The organism is Acetobacter indonesiensis, assembly GCF_000963945.1.
In the GTDB taxonomy this organism is placed as follows: domain Bacteria; phylum Pseudomonadota; class Alphaproteobacteria; order Acetobacterales; family Acetobacteraceae; genus Acetobacter; species Acetobacter indonesiensis.
The window spans coordinates 107,320-128,015 of sequence record NZ_BAMW01000057.1 but is presented as its reverse complement, the minus strand read 5'-3'; the positions used below and the strand labels follow the sequence as shown (position 1 = coordinate 128,015).

Sequence of the window (20,696 nt, the reverse complement as noted above, 5' to 3'; positions counted from 1 at the left end):
TTAGCGGGGCACCAATGGCCCCGTTGCCCGCACACCCCCGCGCCATACGGCTGCAATCTGGTCAACCGCGGCAATGTTCTGTGCCGGGTCGGCATCCAGAATAACAAAATCAGCACGCTTGCCCGGTGCAATTACGCCTCTGTCTGACAGCTTGAGCAAAGATGCGGCCTGACTGGTAGCCAGCCGGAGGGCCTGCAAAGGTGTCAGCCCTGCATCAACAAGCAGCCTAAGCTCCCTATGTTCGGCAAAACCGGGAATACGCACGGGGGCTGCGCCGGAATCTGTGCCAAACCCGATATTCACACCGGCCTTGTAAAGAGCCAGCAGGTTTTGCTGATTCATGGCCACCGCTTTGTGCGACGCTGCATCCATAGGCGATTTGACCGTTTTTTCCCGCCATGCAGCATCCGAAAACTGGCGTGTCAGATCTTCGCTTAATCCGGCTTTCAGCACAGGGTCATTCAGAAGGTCTGGCTGTTCAGCAAAAAGATATGTGGCTTCGTCCAGACTGATGGTGGGCACATACCAGACATTATGGCTTTTCAGCAGACCGATCAGTTCATCATCCACGGGCTCGTCTCTTACGCCGTGGGCAATAATATCCGCGCCAGCGGCAACAAGCTTCTTGGCGTACGCCAGATCATGAATATGCACAGCAACGCGCACATTTTTGGCATGTGCTTCTGCCATGACAGCCTGCCACACTTCCGGTTTCATAACCGGCAGAGGTTTGGCTGACTGAACACCGTTCTTGAAATCATCAACCCACAGTTTAACCAGATCCGTGCCTTCGCTTACCATCGTATCAACAGCCTGCCGGGCTTCGGCTGGGGTGGAGGGGCGGAATATCTGGTCCTTGCCAACTTTGACCATTCCCTCCGGCGGCATACCGCCGGGCACACCAATTCCCTGGTCTACCCCAAACAGGTCTGCTCCCTCCGTGTTGGCATGTTGCGCTTTGCGAAGATCATCAAACAAAGGCGACTTTGTCAGACCCAAAGCCGTAACAGTGGTGACGCCATAGCGCTGATACTGATCTAACGCGGCCTTGATAACCGGAGCCGTAAAGTTTTCAGACCCCACGCTTGTCCCGGCAACAACACCCACATGGCTATGGTTGGAAATCAGACCGGGGATAAGGGTTTTGCCGGAAAGATTAACCCGCTTGGTCCCCTTGGGTGCTTTCAAGGTACGACTATGCCCAATGGCCGCAATGGTCTGCCCCTCAACCAGAACGGACATATTCTCCTGTTCCGGTGCGTCAGTGCCATCAAACACACGCACATGCTCCAGCAAGACAGGAACGGAAGTTGGTGCCGCTTTCCCCTGTGGGGCCATGACAATCGCAGCGCAGGCTCCGGCCAGTAAGGAGAGGGAAAGAGAGCCCGCCCGCCTGCGTCGGCTTCTGGCTGCAACAAGACTGTTCGGGGCAGGGGGATGGTCAATCATGCCAGTTCCTTCTCTTTCAAATCAGGCGGGTTCAGTCATCCTCTGAACCGATAGCTGGGGCACGACGCCGCATCAGGTCGGCAATAGCCATGCCGAGAATTCCTGTCATCATGCCAATGGCTGTTGGAATAGCGCTACCGCCGGGAAGCAATCCCACCAAAACACTACTGAGTGAACCGATACTAAACTGCATGGTTCCCAACATGGCAGACGCGCTGCCGGCATGTTGCCCATGATGATAAAACGACATGACTGTCGCGTTGGGGCCAATGAACCCCAGTGCGCCGGTAATGCAGGTAATCAAACCGCAGGTCAGGATAGGATGATGTTCGCCAGCAACACCTGTCAGCGCCAATACGACGAAGAGCATACCTATAACCAAAGCCCACAGAAGGGCTACCTCCAGCAGAACCGGCATGGCAAAACGATGCACCAGCCGCCCGTTTATCTGGGTACCCAGAATGAAAGCCGCGGCGTTAACACCAAAAAACACCCCAAACTGCCCGGCAGAGAAATGGAGAACCTGTTCAAACAACACCGGCGCACTGCCCAGATAGGCAAACATGACGAACGTAGAAAACGTGGCCAACAGGGCGTTTGAAAGGAAAACAGGCTCTTTCAGAATAAGGATATAACGGCTGGCTATCCTGACAGGTGAAAACGCAATCCGTCGTTCAGCAGATAGCGTATCAGGCAATGTCAGTAATACACCGACAATGGCCGCCAGTGCATAGACTGTGCCAACCCAGAAGATCCACCGCCAATTCCCGAATTTCAGCACAATGCTGCCAAGGCTGGGTGCCAGAACAGGCATGACGCCAAAAACCAGCGTCAGCTGGGACATAATGCGGGCACCTTTTTTGCCCGTCGCTACGTCACGCACAATGGCACGGGGAATAACCGCACTGGCAGACCCACCAACTGCAGAAACAAACCGGCACAAACAGAACAGATGATAATCCTGCACAATGGCACACCCGGCGGAAGCCAACGCAAAGACTGCCAGACCGATTATCAACGGTGCGCGCCTGCCAAAACGGTCGGAAAGTGGGCCCTGAGAAAACTGACCAATTGCTAATCCAAAAAACCAGGCGGCCAGCGTAAACTGGGCAGACCCCGGCCCCCCGGCCAGATCATGCTCCACTTCAGGGAATGCGGGCAGATACATATCTGTTGCCACCGGCCCAATAGCCGACACCAGACCCAGCAGCACAATAAGCCAGGGGCCAAAGCTACCGCCGGGCAGCAGTTGGGGGGGGGAAGAGCGTGCCATGAAGTCGGACCCAAAAAAGAAGGAAATCGTTCTTGCGTCGTTCTGCCTTGGTTTGTCCAGACAGATTGGGCCTACACAACGCAGACCAGCAAGGAGAGAGGAGAATACACAAAAAAGCTCGGCCTGTTGTCCTGCTTCCCGTGCCTAAGGCCTGGAACGCAGCAGACAGAACAAGAAAGCTAAACCACTCATCGGGTTAAACTTTATAACAATGACATTTTGAAGATGAAAAAAGAACTGGTGGAGCCAATCGGGATCGAACCGACGACCTCTTGAATGCCATTCAAGCGCTCTCCCAACTGAGCTATGGCCCCACTGTTCCTCCCACACCATTTGGGGGTGGTGTGCGTGTGCATGCCTAATACAAGGCGTTTTTGCGGGTGGCAAGCCCCTTTTTCAGGAAATAAGTACGCCCATTTCGCGCAGACTTGTCAGCAATGGTAAGAGCGGAAGACCCAGAATAGCCGTATGGTCTCCCTCTATTGCGGCAAACAGATGCAGGCCTAGCCCTTCAACACGATAACTCCCCACCGACGCCAGACAGCGTGCTCCTTCCTCCTGAAGATAGGCATCAAGAAAGGCATCTGAAAAGCGGCGCATGGTCAGCTTGGGTTCAGACACATGCTGCCAGAGCACCGCCCCGTTCCGGCAGACAACCACAGCAGTATGCAGGCTATGCGTCTGGCCACGCAGGGTTTGAAGCTGATGCCGGGCAGCCGTCATGTCTGCAGGCTTGTCATATAACACACCCTGACAGGACAACATCTGGTCAGCGCCTATAACAAAGGCGTCGGGCTGCTCAACAGACAATGCCTTTGCTTCTGCCAGACGGAGGGCGGTGGCCGATGGGCTCCATCCTTCTTTCTTTCCGGCAGTTTTCAAAACATCTTCATCCACCATGGATGCAACGGCAGAAAACGTCAGGCCTGCGTTGGTCAGTACTATTCGTCTGGTAGCAGAAGTACTCGCTAGTACTAGTTCGTGACCACTGTTCTGTAATGGAGTCGGCTTAAGTACTAAATCTGACACGTGAGCGAGTCCTTTTCAGGTACTGAGCAAAAAAGGGGGTGTGAGTACTATCCTGAGTACCGGGGTACATGTGGATTGTACGGCGATCATGACAAGCCCGTACCGAGTACCGTGCACAACCTTCAAGAGTCATGAACCGGTGAGTTGTACACAGGCTTATTGGGGTATTTTCTGGATAACTCTAAAAACACCTGATTTTCCAACACTTTGTAATCTGTACACACTGTGGGAAAGATGGGGTACATTTTTGGAATGGTGGGTACCCCGTCATCCACAGTACCTCTTAACCCCTACAATCAATTCTATCTTCTTTTTTTATAGTTAAGAGGGCGTGGACAGGTCGGGAAAAGACGTGCAGGACTTCTGAGCATGAGCAGCATGACAGAAATCCCCTCCTCCAAGCGTCTTCTCAGAACCCTGAACGGTGAAGCAATGTGGCCACCGCCAATGTGGATGATGAGACAGGCAGGACGTTTCCTTCCTGAATTCCGGGCTATGCGCGCACAGGCCGATTTTCTGACCCGCTGCATGACGCCAGAGATCGCAACGGAACTGACCCTGCAGCCTATCCGTCGGTTTGGGATGGATGGGGCTATTCTTTTTTCGGATATTCTTATTCTGCCTTGGGCTTTAGGGCAGTCCCTTGAATTTGTAGAAGGGAAAGGCCCTGTTCTGGGTGCCATTCGCAGTGAACAGGATTTTGCCAAGCTCGACCGCAACCGGATAGCCGGCGTTGTTGCCCCTGTTCTTGAAACATTAAGTCGCCTGCGCAAGGTTCTTGATGGCGTAGACGATATTGGTGTTGCCAAAGGCGGTGCTACAACATTGATGGGCTTTACAGGGTCTCCGTTCACTGTGGCCTGCTACATGGTTGAGGGGGGTGGATCGCGTGAATTTGCCATAACCCGGCAGATGGCATTTGCTGAACCTGCGCTGTTTGATCGCATCATGGCACTGTTGACTGAAACGACAGCTGATTATCTGTGCGCCCAGATTGAAGCCGGCGCAGAAGCGGTCATGCTGTTTGATTCATGGGCAGGGTTATTACCGCCCTCCGAATTTAGGCGGCATGTTATTGCACCGACAAAGCAGATTGTGCAGGCTGTTAAAGCCAAACATCCTTCTGTCAGGATAATCGGTTTCCCCCGTTTGGGCGGCATGATGGTGCCTGAATATGCACGTGAAACCGGGGTGGATGTGGTCGCACTTGATACCAGTGCTGATCTGGCCACCATGCGTAAGCAGATACCGCCGCATATTGCGCTTCAGGGAAATCTTGACCCGATTGCTGTTCTGGCTGGGGGAGAAGCCATGCGTCGGGAAGCATTGACTGTCAGAAATGCAGGGAAAGGCAGCGCACACGTCTTTAATCTTGGCCACGGCGTCCTGCCGCAGACCCCGGTAGAACACGTGGCAGATCTGGTTAAAACAGTGAGGGAGACAGCCTGATGGCACTGGCACTTTCTGCTGATGGTCAGCTGAAGCTTGTCATTTTTGACTGTGATGGCGTGCTTGTTGATAGCGAAGACACATGCTGCCGCATTAGCGCGGAAGAAGCCCGCGCTGCCGGAATGAACGTGCCGGATGAAAAGGCTGTTGAAACATTCTCGGGCATGGCGCTTCCGGGTGTTCAGGAAGTCATTGAGCAGAAAACCGGAAAATCATTAGGCTCTGATTGGGCAGCTAAAACACAGGCCCGCTTTGTTGCCGCAATGAAAGACGGTGTTGAGCCGATAGATGGCGTTTATGCCATGCTTGAAGATGTCAAGAAACTTGGTTTGCCAGTCAGGGTTGGTTCCAATTCATCTGGTGAAGAAATGGAAGCAAAATTCATTGCAACCAACCTGACCAAGCATTTTGAAGGACGGATTCATTCAGCACGAGATATGGGTATTCCCAAACCTCGTCCCGATGTTTATCTGCATGCTGCCCGTGAAGAAGGGGTGAAACCCGAAAACTGCGTGGTGCTGGAAGATAGTAATACAGGCGCACGCGCCGCTGTTGATGCCGGCATGATGTGTGTTCTGCTTCGCAAAGCAGGGGAAGATGTACCGGACTGGCCTAACCTTGTGGTCATTCATCATCTTTCTGATTTCGCACCCCTTCTCCAAAAAGCCCTTCAGGCACAAAGGCAATCAGCATGACCATTGATGCGTTCCTGCCATGGACACGGTGGTTTCTGGCGTTTCATGTCATCTCTGTCATGGCGTGGATGGCGGGTATGTTCTACCTGCCGCGCCTGTTTGTGTACCATTGTCAGGTGCGTGTTGGGTCAGAAGAAAGTGAGCGTTTCAAAATAATGGAACGCAGACTTTTGCGGGCTATTATTAATCCCGCCATGATAGCCAGTCTGTTTTTTGGTATTCTTCTGGTTCTTACCCCCGGTGCTGTCGACTGGCATGCTGGGTGGTGGCACTCCAAAATGACTGCTCTTGTCGGTATGTTTGCATTTCATGGTTTCTGTTCACGGTGGCGTAAGGATTTTGCAAAAGACCAGAACAGACACACTGAACGCTATTATCGGATAGCAAATGAAATACCGACAGTTCTAATGATGATTATTGTTATTATGGTCATTGTCAGACCTTTTTAAAAAATACCTGTCAGCAGTTAGAAAAAAGGCCTTCCAGATGCATTATTCTGGAAGGCCTTTTTTCATCAAACCTGCTTTCAAAATCAGATCAGTTTTTGTGCCCGAAGCATGCCGAATGCAGCCAGGCTGACCATACAGGTTATGTCATTTTCTCGGATCATACGTTCAACATCCTCCAACAGGAGAGTATGACAGGTCATGTCCTGTTCCGTCTGTTCCCGCTCAGTCGGGCCTTGTGTCAGGTCAGTTGCCAGATAGACGTGGCCCATCTGTGTTGAATAGCCTGCCCCCTGATACACTATGCCTGCGTGGTGCATTTTCCCTGCAATAAGGCCTGTTTCTTCCTTCAGTTCACCCGCCGCGACAGCATCTGGTGCGGCATCTGGCCGGGATTCCCACATGCCCATGGGTAATTCCCATAAACGTTTGCCAATAGGGTAACGGTATTGGTTGACCAGCGTGATAGTTGGTTTGCCGTCTTCCGTCTGGCCGAGTGGAAGGATCACAACAAATTGACCGCGTTCAACAACGCCATACAGACCATCCTTTCCATCCGGGCGTCTGATAATGTCTTCTCTTAGACGGGTCCATGGGTTTTCATAAGCAATCCGTGATGAAAGGACGACGTACCCGCCAGCATCAGGGGAAGACTTGGTCATAAAAGAGGCTTTCATCTGTTCTGTATCTGGAAGACTATCATTTTACAGATTTTCTATACAAAAAGCACTTCTGGCATTTTTTGCCAACAATCAAGCTGCATTCAAAATACGCTGCCAAAGTGCATGATAAAAGGTGGTCTTATGTCTGTCGCGCCGGTGCGCTCGCCCTCGGTTCTGGTAACGATCTTGGCAGTCGTCCTGTTTACGCTGCTTTGTTACACGGTCATTGGGCTTCAAATGGCAGTGGTGCCCTTGTTTGTCAGGGAAAAATTGGGCTTCAGTTCTGCAATGGCAGGTTTTGCCGTGTCTGTTCAGTATCTGGCAACCTTTGCAACACGGGCCGGGGCAGGGCGGCGCATTGACACAATTGGGCCCAAGAGGGTCGTGCAGGTCGGGCTGGCAGCCGGGGTTCTATCCGGTCTGTTTCTGGCGCTGGCGGCTGAGGTGACGGCCATGCCGTTCCTTGCGCTTTGTTTGGTTGTTATCGGCCGTATTATTCTTGGTTTTGCAGAAAGTTGGGTCGCAACGGCCGCCATTGTCTGGAACATCCGGCGGGTGGGCGTGGCACGTACGGCACAGGTTATTTCATGGAATGGCGTGTGTTCTTATGGTGGCATTGCGTTGGGTGCACCAGTTGCAACCATTCTTTACCATTCAAAGTCTTTTCCTGTTTTATCTGGATTTTTCGGGGTAGGGATAGTCTCGCTACTGCTTATGGCCGTAGGGCTTCCGCTTGCAGCACGGCAACCCGCTGTTGATCCACTTCCTGCCGTCAAACAACATTCATTTCTGGCTATTCTGTCACGGGTGATGCCCTATGGTCTGGCGCTGGCAGCAGGCTCCATCGGTTTTGGCGCGATCTCGGCCCTTCTTGCGCTGTATTTTGCAGATCAGGATTGGAATGGCGCTGCTGTTGGCCTGGCGCTGTTTGGCTCTGTCTTTGTGTTGACGCGCTTTGTTTTCACCAAGCAGATTGCAAAGCGTGGTGGTATGGTTGTGGCGCTGGTTTCTTTGGTGATAGAGGCGCTGGGGCTTTCGGTCTTGGCATGGGGGCCGTCAGCCTTCTGGGCCAATGCTGGCGCAGCGCTTTCGGGTGCTGGTTTTTCTCTGCTGTTCCCGGCATTGGGTGTTGGCGCGGTTGAACAAGTCGGCCCAGAAAATCGGGGCGCTGCTATAGGCGCATTTTCCGTATTTCTTGATATTGCCATTGGGGTTTCTGGCCCCCTGCTGGGTTTGGTCATACCATTGTGGGGTTATGGGGTTCTGTTTCAGATAACGGCGGTGTGCTGTGTTTTGGGGGCCGGTTTATGTCTGGTTCTTCAACATAGGCAACGGGGTGTTACGGCTGGTATTTCCTGAACAGGCATGAGACAGTATCCGGACACTCTGTAAAAAAGGAGAGAACCCTGATGTCCGTGACCCTGAGTGCGATTGCTGTGTTTTGTGGATCCCGTTTTGGTCATAATCCGCTCTATCGGCAGGCTGCACAGGAAACCGGGCAGACGCTGGCTGAACACGGGTTACGCCTTATTTATGGTGGCGGTGCACATGGGTTGATGGGGGTAGTGGCAGACGCCACATTGCGTGCTGGCGGCAAGGTCACCGGCGTCATTCCGGATTTTCTGGAATCGCGTGAAAAAATGCATGAAGGCGTTGCGGAACTGATTGTTGTCGACTCCATGCATGTCAGAAAACAGATCATGTTTGCACGGGCCGATGCCTTCTGGATTCTTCCCGGTGGCTTTGGGACGTTTGATGAAATGATGGAAATTCTAACCTGGAAACAACTGGGGCAACACGGTAAGCCGATTATTCTGGTCAATATCGACCGGTGGGCTGATAATGTTATTGCCATGCTGGATGCCGCTGTTGAACAGGGCTTTGCCGAACCTGTGGCGCGCGCCATGATTCAGACTGTGCCTGATATTCAGACTGCTCTGGCTTTTTCTCAGCCGCAGGATGTACTGCGGAAGGTGCCAGCCGGACAGCTTTGATTTCCGTGGCAAAGGGGGCAGAAATGGGAACGGATTCTGTTTCTGCTCTTGCTAAATTGACGTGAGAGCGGTATAGCCGCCGTCAAGGCTGTCGGAGTGTAGCTCAGCCTGGTAGAGCACTGTGTTCGGGACGCAGGGGCCGGAGGTTCGAATCCTCTCACTCCGACCATTTTTTCAAAAATAAATTCTAATAAAAACAGATAGCTATGTGACTAATTGCGGCTTGCCTTATGTCAGGCGCATCTTTGTTTTAGCGTTAATATGTCTAGAGAAAATAGACTTCCCGACTTTATACCTTATAGACCTAGGAAGTGCCACGAGCCTGAATAAAATCACCAGGTGGTTTCATAACGTCAAAGAAAAAACGAAAAACGTTATTTTCGGAATGTGTCTGGAATATTTCAAACGGTATTAAGTAAAACGCTATTCTGGCAAGTCATAAGACAGAAGCGTTCGTTTTCCTATATCCTATGCGCCATGAGTTTGCCGCATGAACATGCGAAATTACGGAAGGAGAGGGAACAAGTCTATTTTCTGGAGCAATAGACAGGCCTGACGTCTATTGTGGGCTAGAAAATCAGCCGTAAATTCCCATTTTTAGAAAAGGAAACCACTCCACGTTCTACCTGTTCTCCAGTCATGGATGAAATACAGGATGTGGCTTGCGGGAGGAACTCATGAAAAAGCACGCATCACTTCACTCTGGTCTGGCGGCATGTCTGCTTATGGCATCTGCATGTGTGCCTCTTTCGCAGGCCCTTGCCCATCCGGGCGGTGGTGGTCCGGGTGGAGGCGGCGGTGGCTTTCACGGTGGTGGAGGCATGGGCGGCCCTGGTGGCGGTTTCCGTGGTGGTGGTATGGGTGGCCCAGGCGGCGGCTTTAGAGGAGGCCCCGGAATGGGGCCGGGCGGTGGAGGCTTCCGAGGAGGTGGCTGGGGTGGCGGTTTTCGGCCTGGCGGAAGTTTTGGTGGTGGTTTCCGTGGTGGTCCGGGTATGGGCCCCCGTGGCGGCTTTCGCGGCGCCGGTTGGCGGGGTGGTCCCGGTGGCTGGGGCGGCGGTTGGGGACCCGGACGCGGCTTTGGCTGGGGTGGTGGCCCTCGTTGGGGTTGGGGTGGCTGGGGATATCCCTACTATAACTGGGGCTGGGGTTATCCCGGTTGGGGATGGGGTGCAGGCCCTTATGCTGGCGGTGGTTGGGGTTGGGGCTGGGGAGCTCCCTTCGTTTTCGGGTCTGCCCTTGGCCTTGCTGTAGGCAGTGCTGTTGCCGCATCCAGTGCGGATGACGGGTATGAAGACCCCACCATCTATGCACCGCCAAGTTATTATTATTCCCCTTCGGCGCAGCCTGCATCTCAGCCGGTTTATTCATCTTACCAGCAGCCACCAGCATATAATGCCGCTCCACAAACAGGGAAGCAGTCAGATGTTGTGCATTGCAGTGCTGGGCGCTTCTTCAATTCCTTGACTGAAAGTTGCGATAAACGCTGACATTATAAAGATATTCTTTAAGGAGTGTACGAGGGAGAAAAGGCTGAAACCTTTTCTCCCTTCTTTGTTTTGAAATGCCAGAAATTGAGTTACGATACCGGATTGAAAAAGAACTGGTGTTATGGGGAACAAGCGTGTCGCATTTTTCAAATCCTCTCTCTGGATGTTTCTATAAGAAAGAAAAAAAGAAGTTTTTATCTCTCTGTTTTTCCGTAGTTCTTATGTCAGGAAGCGCCATAACATCTGCCTATGCAGCTAAGCCAGACCCCAGAGAAATATTTGCACCGCTTTCTTACCCGCAGCCGGTAAATGTTTATCACTCGTCCAATGGTGCCCCTGGTCCAGCCGCATGGAAAAATAAAGCTGATTATACAATTCAGGTGAAGATTGATCCTGCTACGCATGTTCTGTCTGGCCAGGAAACGCTGACATATACGAATAACAGCCCGGATGCGCTTCCATCTTTATGGATACAGCTTGACCAGAACCTGTATGCGCTGGGGGCGCGTGCGTCCTTTGCGACGCCCAGATGGTTGCGTAATCATACGGGTGGGATGGTGATTGATTCTGTCTCTGTGCTGACAAATGGCAAAGATACGACCCTTACACCCACACTGTCAGATACCCGTATGTTGGTGGCCTTACCCAGAGACCTTTCGGCAAAAGGGGGGAAAACAGCCCTTAAAATTACATGGCATTACGCTATTCCGCCTGAATGGGGTGGTCGTACGGCTTATAGTCAGGACAAAGATGGGGAGGTCTATGAAATTGCTCAGTTTTATCCCCGTATGGCCGTTTATGATGACGTAAGGGGGTGGGATACATCCCCCTATCTGGGGCAGGAATTCTATCTGGATTACGGAGACATTGATTACAGCGTAACGGTGCCAAAGGGCTTTCTGGTTGTAGGAAGTGGTGCGCTGACAAACCCGCAGGAAGTGCTGACCACGCAGGAGCGAAATCGTCTTGCAGATGCTGCAAAAAGCGAAACACGTGTCCAAATTCGCAGTGCAGCGGATGTGAAAGCAATTGTGGGCCAGATACAGAACGGCACCCAAACCTGGCGCTTTCATATGAACAACACGCGCGATGTTGCTTTTGTGGCATCGCCTGCATTGCTGTGGGATGCCGCAAAGCTTGATCTTCCCCCGTTGGAAGACGGTAATGCCAAAAACCCAAGCCCAAGGCTGGCTATGTCAGTTTATCCTGCTGAAGCAACAGGGGCTAATAAGTGGGACCGTTCGACAGAGTATGTGAAGCACGCAATCGAGTATTTTTCAGGAAAATGGTACCCATACCCATGGCCGAATGCCATCAATGTCGGTGGTCATGGTGCTGCGATGGAATATCCCGGCATTGTTTTTGACGGCAAAGAGGATGCCAATTCTGAATTATTCTGGGTCACTACGCACGAGTTGGGGCATGGCTGGTTTCCCATGATTGTTGGCTCTAATGAACGCCGCCATGCGTTTATGGATGAAGGGTTCAATACGTTTATTGATGCCTATGCCTCTGATCACTTTAATCATGGCGAGTTCGCCCCTAAAAAAGACGTGGAGTTTGCCCCGCAGACCGGACGACCGGCAGATGATATTGTCCCGGTTCTGAAAGATGCGGCAGCGCCCTCGCTCATGACGGAAGCGGATTTGGTGCCTGAAAAATACCGCCACCCTGTGACGTATTTTAAGGGGGCTTACGGGCTGCAAATCCTGCGGGAGCAGATATTGGGCCCGGATCGATTTGATCGTGCTTTTAAGCGTTATATCGCGTTATGGGCCTTTAAGCATCCAACGCCGTCTGACTTCTTTCGTGTAATGGAGAGTGAAGGCGGAGAAAATCTGTCGTGGTTCTGGCGTGGATGGTATTTCAAAAACTGGGGGCCAGATTATGCTGTCCAGTCTATTTCCTACGTCAAAAATAACCCTGCGAAGGGGGCTCTGGTGCATGTGACAAACAAAGGATGGCTGCCTTTGCCGGTAGTTCTTGCAGTGACGTGGATAGATGGAAGCTCGGCTCGGGTCATAATCCCCACCGAGACATGGTATCAGAAAAATGACGTTACGCTTCATATACCGGGCAAACAGCCGGTAAAATCTGTTGTGCTAGACCCTGACCATAAAATTCCCGATATTAATCGGGCGGATAATAGTCTGGATGTTAAGGCAGATAATGCGGCCACACAGGATGATGGAAAAAATGCAGTGAGTGTTCCGGCCGTACCTTCACACTGATCTATAATTGTTCACCAGCAGGAAAATACTTTCCTGCTGGGTTGGCCCTTTAGCTCAAAGGGCGAGTGGGGCTTCCTCTAGATTCAGAAGCCAGCGTTTGTCATCAATGCCGCCATCTCCCGAATATCCGCCAAGTCCTCTTTGCGCCACAACACGGTGGCAAGGGATAAGAATAGGGATGGGATTACGCCCAACAGCTTGCCCGATGGAGCGTGGGCTGCCACCGACTTTCTGTGCCAGTGCCTGATAGGTGGTAATGCTTCCAACCGGAATGGCGCAAAGTGCATCCCACACTTTTTTCTGATACGCCGTGCCAAACGGTTCTAGCGGAAAGGGAAAGGCCCCGACGGCTTTGGGGTCATCAAACCATTTGTCCAGCCAATCCCGTGCTTCACACAAAAGAGGCGTTTCTGTCTGGTCACGTCCCCATCCCCAATCAAGAGAAATTATTTTTCCGTCTTCTTCTGAAAGGGTAAGCGGCCCGAGGGGAGAGTGAAGGGAAAGCTGTGGCATGGAAGGCTTTCATGGTGTCAGGTTTTCAAAACGTGCTGCCAGTATGCGCGTGGGCACATGGCTTGTCATGCTCAAACCGAGACTCTTCCCTCTGCTACGGTGTAATTTAAGGCTACGTCTTAGGGATATTCTGTTTTAGAAAGCGGTCTATCTCCGTTGAATGGTGGCTTACCAAAACCATATCATCGCAAATCCCAGAGATTAGGGACCCGGACAGAGTTTGAGGAAAGAGAAAAAACACATGGACCACCATAATGGAGAGACCATTTTTGCTCTTTCAACGGGTCTGGGCCGCGCTGCAATTGCTATCATGCGTGTGAGTGGTTCTGGCAGTGCCGATATTTTGCAGCGTCTGTGTGGCAAATTACCACCAGCCCGTAAGGCCGCGTTACGGTCTGTATGGCAGGACGCCAGAACGCAGGATAACCTGCTTGATGAGGCACTGGTATTATGGTTCCCGGGGCCCAAGAGTTATACGGGTGAAGATGGGTTTGAACTTCATCTGCACGCGGGGCCGGCAGTCATACAAGCCGTTGCAAATGCTTTGGTGGAAGCGGGGGCGCGGCCCGCAGAACCCGGTGAGTTTACGCGCCGGGCCTTTACAAATGGGCGTATGGATCTGGTCGAAGCAGAAGGCATTTCAGATCTGATAGAGGCGGAAACTGAAAGCCAGAGAAAGCTGGCTTTAGCGCAGACCGATGGTGCATTAAGCCGATTGTATGGGGCATGGGCAGAGCGTCTTAAACGGGTATTGGCGCATCAGGAAGCCCTGATTGATTTTCCAGACGAAGATTTACCGCCTGAGGTTGAACAGGGTCTTCTGGATGAAATATCTGCGCTTATTGAGGCTATGCAATCCCATATTCAGGAAGGTGAACGGGGTGAGCGCATCCGCCGTGGTGTTGTGTTTGCCATTGTTGGGCCACCAAATGCGGGTAAATCAAGCCTGTTGAACTGGCTGGCGGATAGAGATGCTGCCATTGTTTCCCCGGTTGCGGGCACAACGCGTGATGCCATTGAGGTCAATGGCAGTCTTGCTGGTGTCCGGGTTACATTTATTGATACAGCCGGGATGCGGGAAACTGAGGATGAAATTGAGGCTGAAGGCGTAAAGCGCGCTCTGTTTCACGTGAAACATGCAGACTGTGTGCTGCAAATGTTCGCGGCCCAAAACGTGCCAGAAGACGTTTTTCCGAATGCTATCCTCATTGGTAATAAAACAGACCTTGGGTCTGTGCCGGCAAAAGTGTTAGATACACCTGTCATTCCTGTCAGTGTGCGGTCAGGCGAGGGGTTAAGTGCCCTTAAAAAGCTGCTTGAACAGAAAGTGGAGAGTTTGACTGCCCGATCTTCTTTCGGTGCGCCGCTTCTGACGAGGGCACGCCACAAAGCCGGCGTGCAGGAGGCTTGTGCCTGTCTTGAGGCTGCATTGCAGCAGGATTGGCCTGAAATGAGGGGTGAAGAACTCCGGCTGGCCATGCGGGCACTCGGAAGGCTGACAGGGCATGTAGGGGTAGAAGATCTGCTGGATGCTGTGTTCGGACAGTTTTGTATTGGGAAGTAAGTTTCAAAAGGTCATGGTATAATGGACCGTTTTTTTGATGTGATTGTTGTCGGAGGTGGGCATGCAGGGTGTGAAGCTGCTGCTGCTGCTGCGCGTTGTGGCGCCCGTACACTTTTGCTGACGCATCACAAAAGCACTGTCGGGGCCATGTCATGTAATCCCGCTATTGGTGGGATAGGCAAAGGCCATCTGGTGCGCGAAATTGATGCGCTAGATGGGCTGATGGGCCGTGCAGCGGACCGTGCAGGGATTCATTTCAAACTGCTTAATCGGTCTAAAGGCCCTGCGGTACAGGGGCCCCGGGCACAGGCAGACCGGATGCTCTACAAGCAGGCAATTCAGGATCTTCTGGCTGAAACGCCTAATCTTGAGTGCGCAGAAGGTGCTGCCGGTGATTTACTCTGTGGGGCCGATGGGTCAGTCCAGGGTGTGGTTTGTGAAGATGGTACCACCTACCATGCTGGTGCAGTTGTGTTGACCACAGGCACTTTTCTTGATGGCGTCATTCATATTGGCCACGAGTCACGACCAGCGGGGCGCGTGGGGGAGCAACCGGCTATCGCTTTGGCGAAGCGGCTCAAGTCACTTGGTTTGACCACGGGGCGTTTGAAAACGGGCACGCCTGCGCGTCTTGTTAAAGACAGTATCGACTGGGCCTCTTTGGCTGAAGACAAAGGGGATGTTCATCCTGAACCCTTCAGTCGGCTGACCAAAGAAATCACAAACCCGCAATTGGTCTGTGGCATCACGTCAACAAACCAGAAAACGCATGATATTATCAATAAATATCTGCATCTTTCTGCTGTTTACGGGGGGGCTATTTCAGGCAGAGGGCCGCGCTACTGCCCATCTATCGAAGACAAGGTCGTTCGTTTTTCTGAAAAAACCGGGCACCAGATCTTCCTTGAGCCTGAAGCATTGCCAGACCATGACGGTGGCCATCTGATTTACCCGAATGGGATTTCAACCAGTCTGCCCGCAGATGTGCAGCAGCAGATGATCAATACCATTGCAGGGCTGGAACATGCTGTCATTGCGCAGCCGGGGTATGCGGTTGAATATGACTATGTGGACCCACGAGAACTGACCACGTCTCTCGAGTTGCGAAAGTGCCCCAATCTGTTTCTCGCTGGCCAGATTAATGGTACCACTGGGTATGAGGAAGCAGGCGCACAGGGGCTTCTGGCAGGTCTCAACGCAGCAAGGCGGGCAGGCGGGCAGCAGCCCGTCAGTTTGGACAGAGGCAAGGCCTATATTGGCGTGATGGTAGATGACCTGACAACGCAGGGCGTCAGTGAGCCGTATCGTATGTTTACTTCCCGCGCTGAATACCGGCTAACGCTTCGGGCCGATAATGCGGATATGCGTCTTACACAGTTGGGTATAGACTGGGGGTGCATTGGTGCTGAACGCAAAGCAGTTTTTGAAAAAGATTGTTCTGAAATCAAAGATGTTTCAGAACGTGCAGAACACGAAAGCTGGCAGACTAATGTGCTGGCTCAATCAGGTGTTAAAGTATCACAGGATGGACGCCGCCGGACGCTGCTTGAAGTTCTGGGGTATGGCGTAAGTGATGAGGTGATTTCTAAACTGGCCCCTTGGTATTTTTCAGCCTCTGAAAGAGTGCGGCATTATGTCAGCACGGAAGCCCGCTATAAGGGCTATCTGGTGAGGCAACGCCGTGAAATAAAGCAGTTGGAAGCCGAGAGCGAAATCCGTTTTCCTGCGGGTCTGGATTTTAGCGCTATTGGGGGGTTGAGTGCTGAAATGAAGGAACGACTTGAAAAATCAAAACCTGAAAACTTCAGTTCAGCACAAAGAATTCCCGGAATAACACCATCTGCTTTGGTTGCTATTCTGGCGCATGTTCGGCAGCGTGTGGCGCACTGATTATGGTTGATCTAATCCCCATTGTTTCACGTGAAACACAAGAGCGACTGCAAGCGTTTGTTACCCTGCTGGAGAAATGGAACCCCCGGATAAACTTGGTTTCCAGCCGGGATATGGCACACGTGTGGGAACGGCATGTGCGTGATAGTCTGCAAATTGCTCCTTTGGTTGAAGGGGCCTCGGCCTTTATTGATCTTGGTTCTGGCGGTGGCTTTCCGGGCGTGATTACAGCAATAGCAACCAACGTGCCCGGAACGCTTATTGAAGCAGACCAGCGCAAAGCCGCATTTCTGCGAGAAGCTGCGCGTGTTACACAGGCACCGATAACCGTTGTGGCTGAGCGGATAGAGCAGGCCAAGGTGGAGCCGGCCCCGGTCGTAACCGCCCGCGCATTGGCAGCGCTTCCCAAACTGCTGGAATGGACTGCTCCATTTCTTGCAAAAGGTGGCAAAGCTGTTTTTTTGAAGGGCCAGCAGGCCGAAGATGAGTTGACCGAGGCAAGACGCAACTGGCACATGGATGTTTCTATTCATCCCAGTGTGACAAGCCATGATGGTGTGATTCTTGAAGTGAGCAATCTTGAACGTGTCTAAGACTGATAAAAAAGCAAAAAAATGTTTTGTTCTGGCTGTTGCCAACCAGAAAGGTGGCGTGGGTAAAACCACAACAGCTATCAACGTGGCGTCTGCTTTGGCGGAAGATGGTGCTCGCGTCGTTCTGCTTGATATGGACCCGCAGGGAAATGCATCGACTGGTGTAGGTGTGGCTTATAATGCACGGCAGGGTGGCGCATATGCGCTGCTAATGCATGAAAAGCCAGCAGAAGATTTACTTCAACCAACAGAGATTGATGGCCTTTCTGTGATTGCCGCCAATACGGAACTGGTCGGGGCTGAAATTGAACTGGTGGATGCAGACGGGCGTGAAAACCGGTTACGCACGGCGTTAGAGCCTCTGACAAAAACAACCGATTACGTCATCATAGATTGTCCACCAAGCTTAAGTCTGCTGACCTTGAACGCGCTTGTTGCGGCTGATGGTGTTCTGGCTCCGCTCCAGTGTGAATTTTTTGCGCTGGAAGGGCTGGGGCACTTGGTTAAGACGATTGATCGTGTGCGGAAAAAGCTTAATCCTTCGCTAAAAATGACGGGTATTGCTCTGACCATGTATGATCGGCGTAACAACCTGTCAGAACTGGTTGCTGCCGATGCACGTAGCTTCTTTGGCAATGATGTGCTGGAAACGCTAATCCCGCGAAATATCCGTATTTCGGAAGCACAAAGTCACGGTCAGCCTGTAATGGTGTATGATCCAAAGGCAAGCGGTGCGGCGTCCTACCGTGCCTTGGCTGAAGAAATCAAGAGGAGAACATCGTAAGCATGGCACGTAAACCTGCTGCCCGCCCCAAGCTTGGGCGTGGTCTTGCCGCGCTGTTGGGCGATACGGCTCCTGCTACGGTTGAAAACACATCTGGCACTGCGTCCGTAAAAACAGGCCTGACGAGTGCCCCTGCCAGCACATTACCTGTCGAAGTTCTCGCCCCAGGGCCTTTTCAGCCACGTCAGGACATGGAGCCAGCGGCGTTGCAGGAACTGGCCGACTCAATTCGTGCCCGTGGTATTCTGCAGCCCATTCTGGTCCGGCCTGATCCTGATAAAAAAGACCATTACCAGATTATTGCAGGTGAACGTCGCTGGCGGGCTGCCCAATTAGCCCAGTGCCACACTGTCCCTGTTCTGGTGCGCGATCTGGATGAAGTTGATGCCATGGCTGCGGCTTTGGTTGAAAACCTTCAGCGTGCAGACCTGAATGCTATCGAAGAGGCTGAAGGTTTCAGTCGTTTGATGGAAGATTATAACCTGACGCAAGACGAACTGGCGCAGGCTATCGGTAAATCACGGCCGCACGTTGCGAATACATTGCGGCTGCTCCGGTTGCCGGATTCTGTGCGAAAGGCGGTAGGGAGCGGGGCACTGTCAGCAGGCCATGCACGCGCTCTTCTGGCTCATCCAGACCCCGTTGCAGCTGCGCATGACGTGCTGACCAAAGGCCTGTCGGTCAGACAGACTGAAGTGCTTGTTCAGGCTGCTTTAGAAGAAAAGAAAAAACCGCAAAAAACAGAGACCGCCAAAAAAGCGCGTGACCCTGAAATAGCTGCCCTTGAACGCGATCTGGCAACCCGGCTGGGGTTACGGGTTAAGGTTAATTTTGATGGGCGCAAAGGTGGTTCTCTAGAGATTCATTATAAAAGCCTGGATCAGCTAGATGATGTTCTGGCTCGCCTGAAAACATAATTTTCAGGCTTGTGTTTTATAAAAAGGGGTGATAAAAACCCCTCACTTCAGTCAATTAGACTGTAAGGGCGCATAGCTCAGTTGGTAGAGCAGCTGACTCTTAATCAGCGGGTCCAAGGTTCGAGTCCTTGTGCGCCCACCAATCTTTTCAAAGACTTAGGTGGTTTTTAGACTTCGGGGTGCCTCACCCGCCAGTCTTCCGGAGTCAATCCGGAGTCATTTGAAACGCCGGTTTTGCTGGCAGGGCAGGGGTTTTTCCCGGCTCATTCTGAACAGGCAGCCGTTTTATCTGCTCGCCCTCCGTCCTCACTCTACTCCGGTAACTTTTCTCCTCAATTTCGCGGGTATGAAAATTTGCCCTTGGTGCGGTCCGGGTACCCATGGTCGCTAGAGATTTTAGGCCGCCCCCACCCTGTTCATGTGTTTTGGCCAGTTTTCGGTGGTTTTTCGGCATTTTTGCCTGTTCCGCCCATCAATCCGGCCCACTTGTTTGAAAAACTTGATTGTTTTCAAAAATCACCAAGAAAATCTGCGCATGAGACTGGTGCGGTTACGGTGCCCAAGCCGGTCTGAAGATTGAACCCGCCCCCCTTAGGTAACCATTTCCAAGCTATGCGCAAAGCGCATGAGCCTGCTGGCATTGGCCTCTAGGCTCTTACCCTGCCCCTTACCAAAACGAGGTGTATAAGGTGTATTGGGTGTATAGAGGCGATTAACAATATGATTTATATACAGAAATCATGAACACCCGTGTTGATACACCTTCTGCAAAAAGGTGTATGAGGTGTATAGGCTACAAAAACGAAATGGCAGTTTTCTGCCATTTTTCAGCCTATTCCACGTTTTAAAGGTGTTTTTCCTTTGTTTTTAGACGTGAAAAATGGGCCGCTGGGGGCCTGTTTAGTCATGACATGGCTGCATCACTCAAAGTAATTTTGTGTCGTTTTACCCTGAAAAGCCAAAAATCGCGGGAAAGAAACTCGCGCGCTGCCCGCGCACACCACCGCCACGACAAAACCAGACTCAGCGAGCCATAGCATCTGCCAGACAGCGATAAACAGAAGTGCGGCCCATATTCAGACGCTTGGCTATCTCCGTGGCGTTCACACCCTCAGCAGCCAGTGCTTGCACCTGCTCTGCCTGACTACGCGCTGTAGGCTTACGCCCTTTGTAGCGGCCTTCCTCTTTGGCCTTGGCTATTCCCTCACGTTGCCGCTCTTTCATAATGTCACGCTCAAACTCAGCAACAGCGGCGAGCATGGTCAGCATCATCTTGCTGGTGGGGCTGGTGGTATCCAGTGTCATGCCATTCATACTGAGCACGATAAGGCCGCAGCCCTTTGCCTTGACCTCTTCCACAAGCCGCAGCAGGTCGGCAGTCGAACGGGCCAGCCTGTCTGGCTTGGTCACTACCAGTACATCACCAGCCCGCATGTGATCGAACGCCGCACTTAGTTGAGGCCGGTCCGTGCTGCCACCGCTCACCTGTTCACGGAAGATACGTTCACATCCATTGGCTGACAGGTCACGGGCTTGCGCTTCAAGTCCTGCCACCTGATCGGTGGTGCTGGTCCGTGCGTATCCGATTTTCATTTGAGAGCGTTCCTAAAATTGTTCCAAAAGGTCTAGACCCTAGACCTATATCGTCCCAAAATACGAAAAACAACCCTATTGGAACAGAAAACAGGGGCAAAAGTGTTCCACACCATTTGTTCCAATA

At 52.2% G+C, this 20,696-nt stretch carries 18 protein-coding genes and 3 tRNA genes; 14 read left to right on the top strand and 7 right to left on the bottom strand.

Features of this window, described 5'->3' with window-relative positions:
• The 4 genes from Abin_RS12975 to Abin_RS12960 form a co-directional block, all read right to left on the bottom strand.
• Positions 1–1,449 carry an amidohydrolase family protein gene (locus Abin_RS12975; protein ID WP_052948230.1) on the bottom strand — a complete coding sequence of 483 codons (1,449 nt, stop codon included), beginning with the start codon at positions 1,447–1,449 and terminating at the stop codon, positions 1–3.
• A 31-nt stretch (positions 1,450–1,480) separates the two neighbouring features.
• Positions 1,481–2,722 carry a multidrug effflux MFS transporter gene (locus tag Abin_RS12970; RefSeq protein ID WP_048847566.1) on the bottom strand — a complete coding sequence of 414 codons (1,242 nt, stop codon included), beginning with the start codon at positions 2,720–2,722 and terminating at the stop codon, positions 1,481–1,483.
• Positions 2,723–2,960: 238 nt separating this feature from the next.
• Positions 2,961–3,036, bottom strand: a tRNA-Ala gene (locus Abin_RS12965).
• A gap of 82 nt (positions 3,037–3,118) precedes the next feature.
• Positions 3,119–3,751 carry a Maf family protein gene (locus Abin_RS12960; protein WP_048847564.1) on the bottom strand — a complete coding sequence of 211 codons (633 nt, stop codon included), beginning with the start codon at positions 3,749–3,751 and terminating at the stop codon, positions 3,119–3,121.
• Between the two features lie 378 nt (positions 3,752–4,129).
• On the opposite strand from Abin_RS12960, the gene hemE reads away from it, so the two are divergent.
• The 3 genes from hemE to hemJ are packed head-to-tail and all read left to right on the top strand — an operon-like array spanning position 4,130 to position 6,344.
• Positions 4,130–5,200 carry a uroporphyrinogen decarboxylase gene (hemE, locus tag Abin_RS12955; protein ID WP_048847706.1) on the top strand — a complete coding sequence of 357 codons (1,071 nt, stop codon included), beginning with the start codon at positions 4,130–4,132 and terminating at the stop codon, positions 5,198–5,200.
• Positions 5,200–5,895 (top strand): HAD family hydrolase, encoded by a 696-nt coding sequence (locus Abin_RS12950; protein WP_048847563.1) that lies wholly within the window; start codon positions 5,200–5,202, stop codon positions 5,893–5,895. Before hemE ends, Abin_RS12950 begins: the two co-directional genes overlap by 1 nt.
• Positions 5,892–6,344, top strand: coding sequence for a protoporphyrinogen oxidase HemJ (gene hemJ / locus Abin_RS12945; RefSeq protein WP_048847561.1), 453 nt, complete (start codon positions 5,892–5,894; stop codon positions 6,342–6,344). The genes Abin_RS12950 and hemJ overlap by 4 nt, the downstream gene beginning before the upstream one ends.
• Positions 6,345–6,427: 83 nt before the next feature.
• Here the strand turns inward: hemJ and Abin_RS12940 are convergent, their stop codons facing one another.
• The gene (locus tag Abin_RS12940) at positions 6,428–7,003 is read right to left on the bottom strand and encodes an NUDIX domain-containing protein (protein ID WP_048847704.1); all 576 of its coding nucleotides are present in this window, start codon (positions 7,001–7,003) and stop codon (positions 6,428–6,430) included.
• A gap of 141 nt (positions 7,004–7,144) precedes the next feature.
• Between Abin_RS12940 and Abin_RS12935 the strand changes: the two genes are divergently transcribed.
• The 5 genes from Abin_RS12935 to Abin_RS12915 all read left to right on the top strand — a co-directional run bounded on the left by Abin_RS12935 (position 7,145) and on the right by Abin_RS12915 (position 12,715).
• Positions 7,145–8,362, top strand: a complete 1,218-nt coding sequence (locus tag Abin_RS12935; protein ID WP_048847702.1) for an MFS transporter — start codon at positions 7,145–7,147, stop codon at positions 8,360–8,362.
• Positions 8,363–8,412: 50 nt separating this feature from the next.
• A complete protein-coding gene (locus tag Abin_RS12930; protein ID WP_052948229.1) occupies positions 8,413–8,997 on the top strand; it encodes an LOG family protein in 585 nt (194 codons plus the stop codon).
• Positions 8,998–9,089: 92 nt separating this feature from the next.
• A tRNA-Pro gene (locus Abin_RS12925) sits at positions 9,090–9,166 on the top strand.
• 508 nt (positions 9,167–9,674) lie between these two features.
• Positions 9,675–10,484 (top strand): hypothetical protein, encoded by an 810-nt coding sequence (locus tag Abin_RS12920; RefSeq protein WP_084593640.1) that lies wholly within the window; start codon positions 9,675–9,677, stop codon positions 10,482–10,484.
• Between the two features lie 221 nt (positions 10,485–10,705).
• Entirely contained in the window at positions 10,706–12,715 is a 2,010-nt protein-coding gene (locus tag Abin_RS12915; RefSeq protein WP_048847698.1) for a M1 family metallopeptidase, read from the top strand.
• 54 nt (positions 12,716–12,769) lie between these two features.
• On the opposite strand, the gene Abin_RS12910 is transcribed toward Abin_RS12915, so the two are convergent.
• The gene (locus tag Abin_RS12910) at positions 12,770–13,228 is read right to left on the bottom strand and encodes a methylated-DNA--[protein]-cysteine S-methyltransferase (RefSeq protein WP_048847557.1); all 459 of its coding nucleotides are present in this window, start codon (positions 13,226–13,228) and stop codon (positions 12,770–12,772) included.
• A 241-nt stretch (positions 13,229–13,469) separates the two neighbouring features.
• On the opposite strand from Abin_RS12910, the gene mnmE reads away from it, so the two are divergent.
• From mnmE to Abin_RS12880, 6 genes are all read left to right on the top strand, one after another.
• The gene (gene mnmE / locus Abin_RS12905; protein WP_048847554.1) at positions 13,470–14,792 is read left to right on the top strand and encodes a tRNA uridine-5-carboxymethylaminomethyl(34) synthesis GTPase MnmE; all 1,323 of its coding nucleotides are present in this window, start codon (positions 13,470–13,472) and stop codon (positions 14,790–14,792) included.
• 21 nt (positions 14,793–14,813) lie between these two features.
• Positions 14,814–16,682 (top strand): tRNA uridine-5-carboxymethylaminomethyl(34) synthesis enzyme MnmG, encoded by a 1,869-nt coding sequence (mnmG, locus tag Abin_RS12900; RefSeq protein WP_048847552.1) that lies wholly within the window; start codon positions 14,814–14,816, stop codon positions 16,680–16,682.
• Positions 16,683–16,684: 2 nt separating this feature from the next.
• Positions 16,685–17,275, top strand: coding sequence for a 16S rRNA (guanine(527)-N(7))-methyltransferase RsmG (gene rsmG / locus Abin_RS12895; protein WP_048847550.1), 591 nt, complete (start codon positions 16,685–16,687; stop codon positions 17,273–17,275).
• A complete protein-coding gene (locus Abin_RS12890) occupies positions 17,268–18,059 on the top strand; it encodes a ParA family protein (protein ID WP_048847548.1) in 792 nt (263 codons plus the stop codon). Before rsmG ends, Abin_RS12890 begins: the two co-directional genes overlap by 8 nt.
• 2 nt (positions 18,060–18,061) lie before the next feature.
• The gene (locus Abin_RS12885) at positions 18,062–18,976 is read left to right on the top strand and encodes a ParB/RepB/Spo0J family partition protein (RefSeq protein ID WP_048847547.1); all 915 of its coding nucleotides are present in this window, start codon (positions 18,062–18,064) and stop codon (positions 18,974–18,976) included.
• Between the two features lie 66 nt (positions 18,977–19,042).
• Positions 19,043–19,118: transfer RNA gene (locus tag Abin_RS12880), tRNA-Lys, on the top strand.
• An 881-nt stretch (positions 19,119–19,999) separates the two neighbouring features.
• Here Abin_RS12880 and Abin_RS12875 read toward each other — a convergent pair.
• Positions 20,000–20,569, bottom strand: a complete 570-nt coding sequence (locus Abin_RS12875) for a recombinase family protein (RefSeq protein WP_048847543.1) — start codon at positions 20,567–20,569, stop codon at positions 20,000–20,002.
• Positions 20,570–20,696 lie beyond the last annotated feature (127 nt).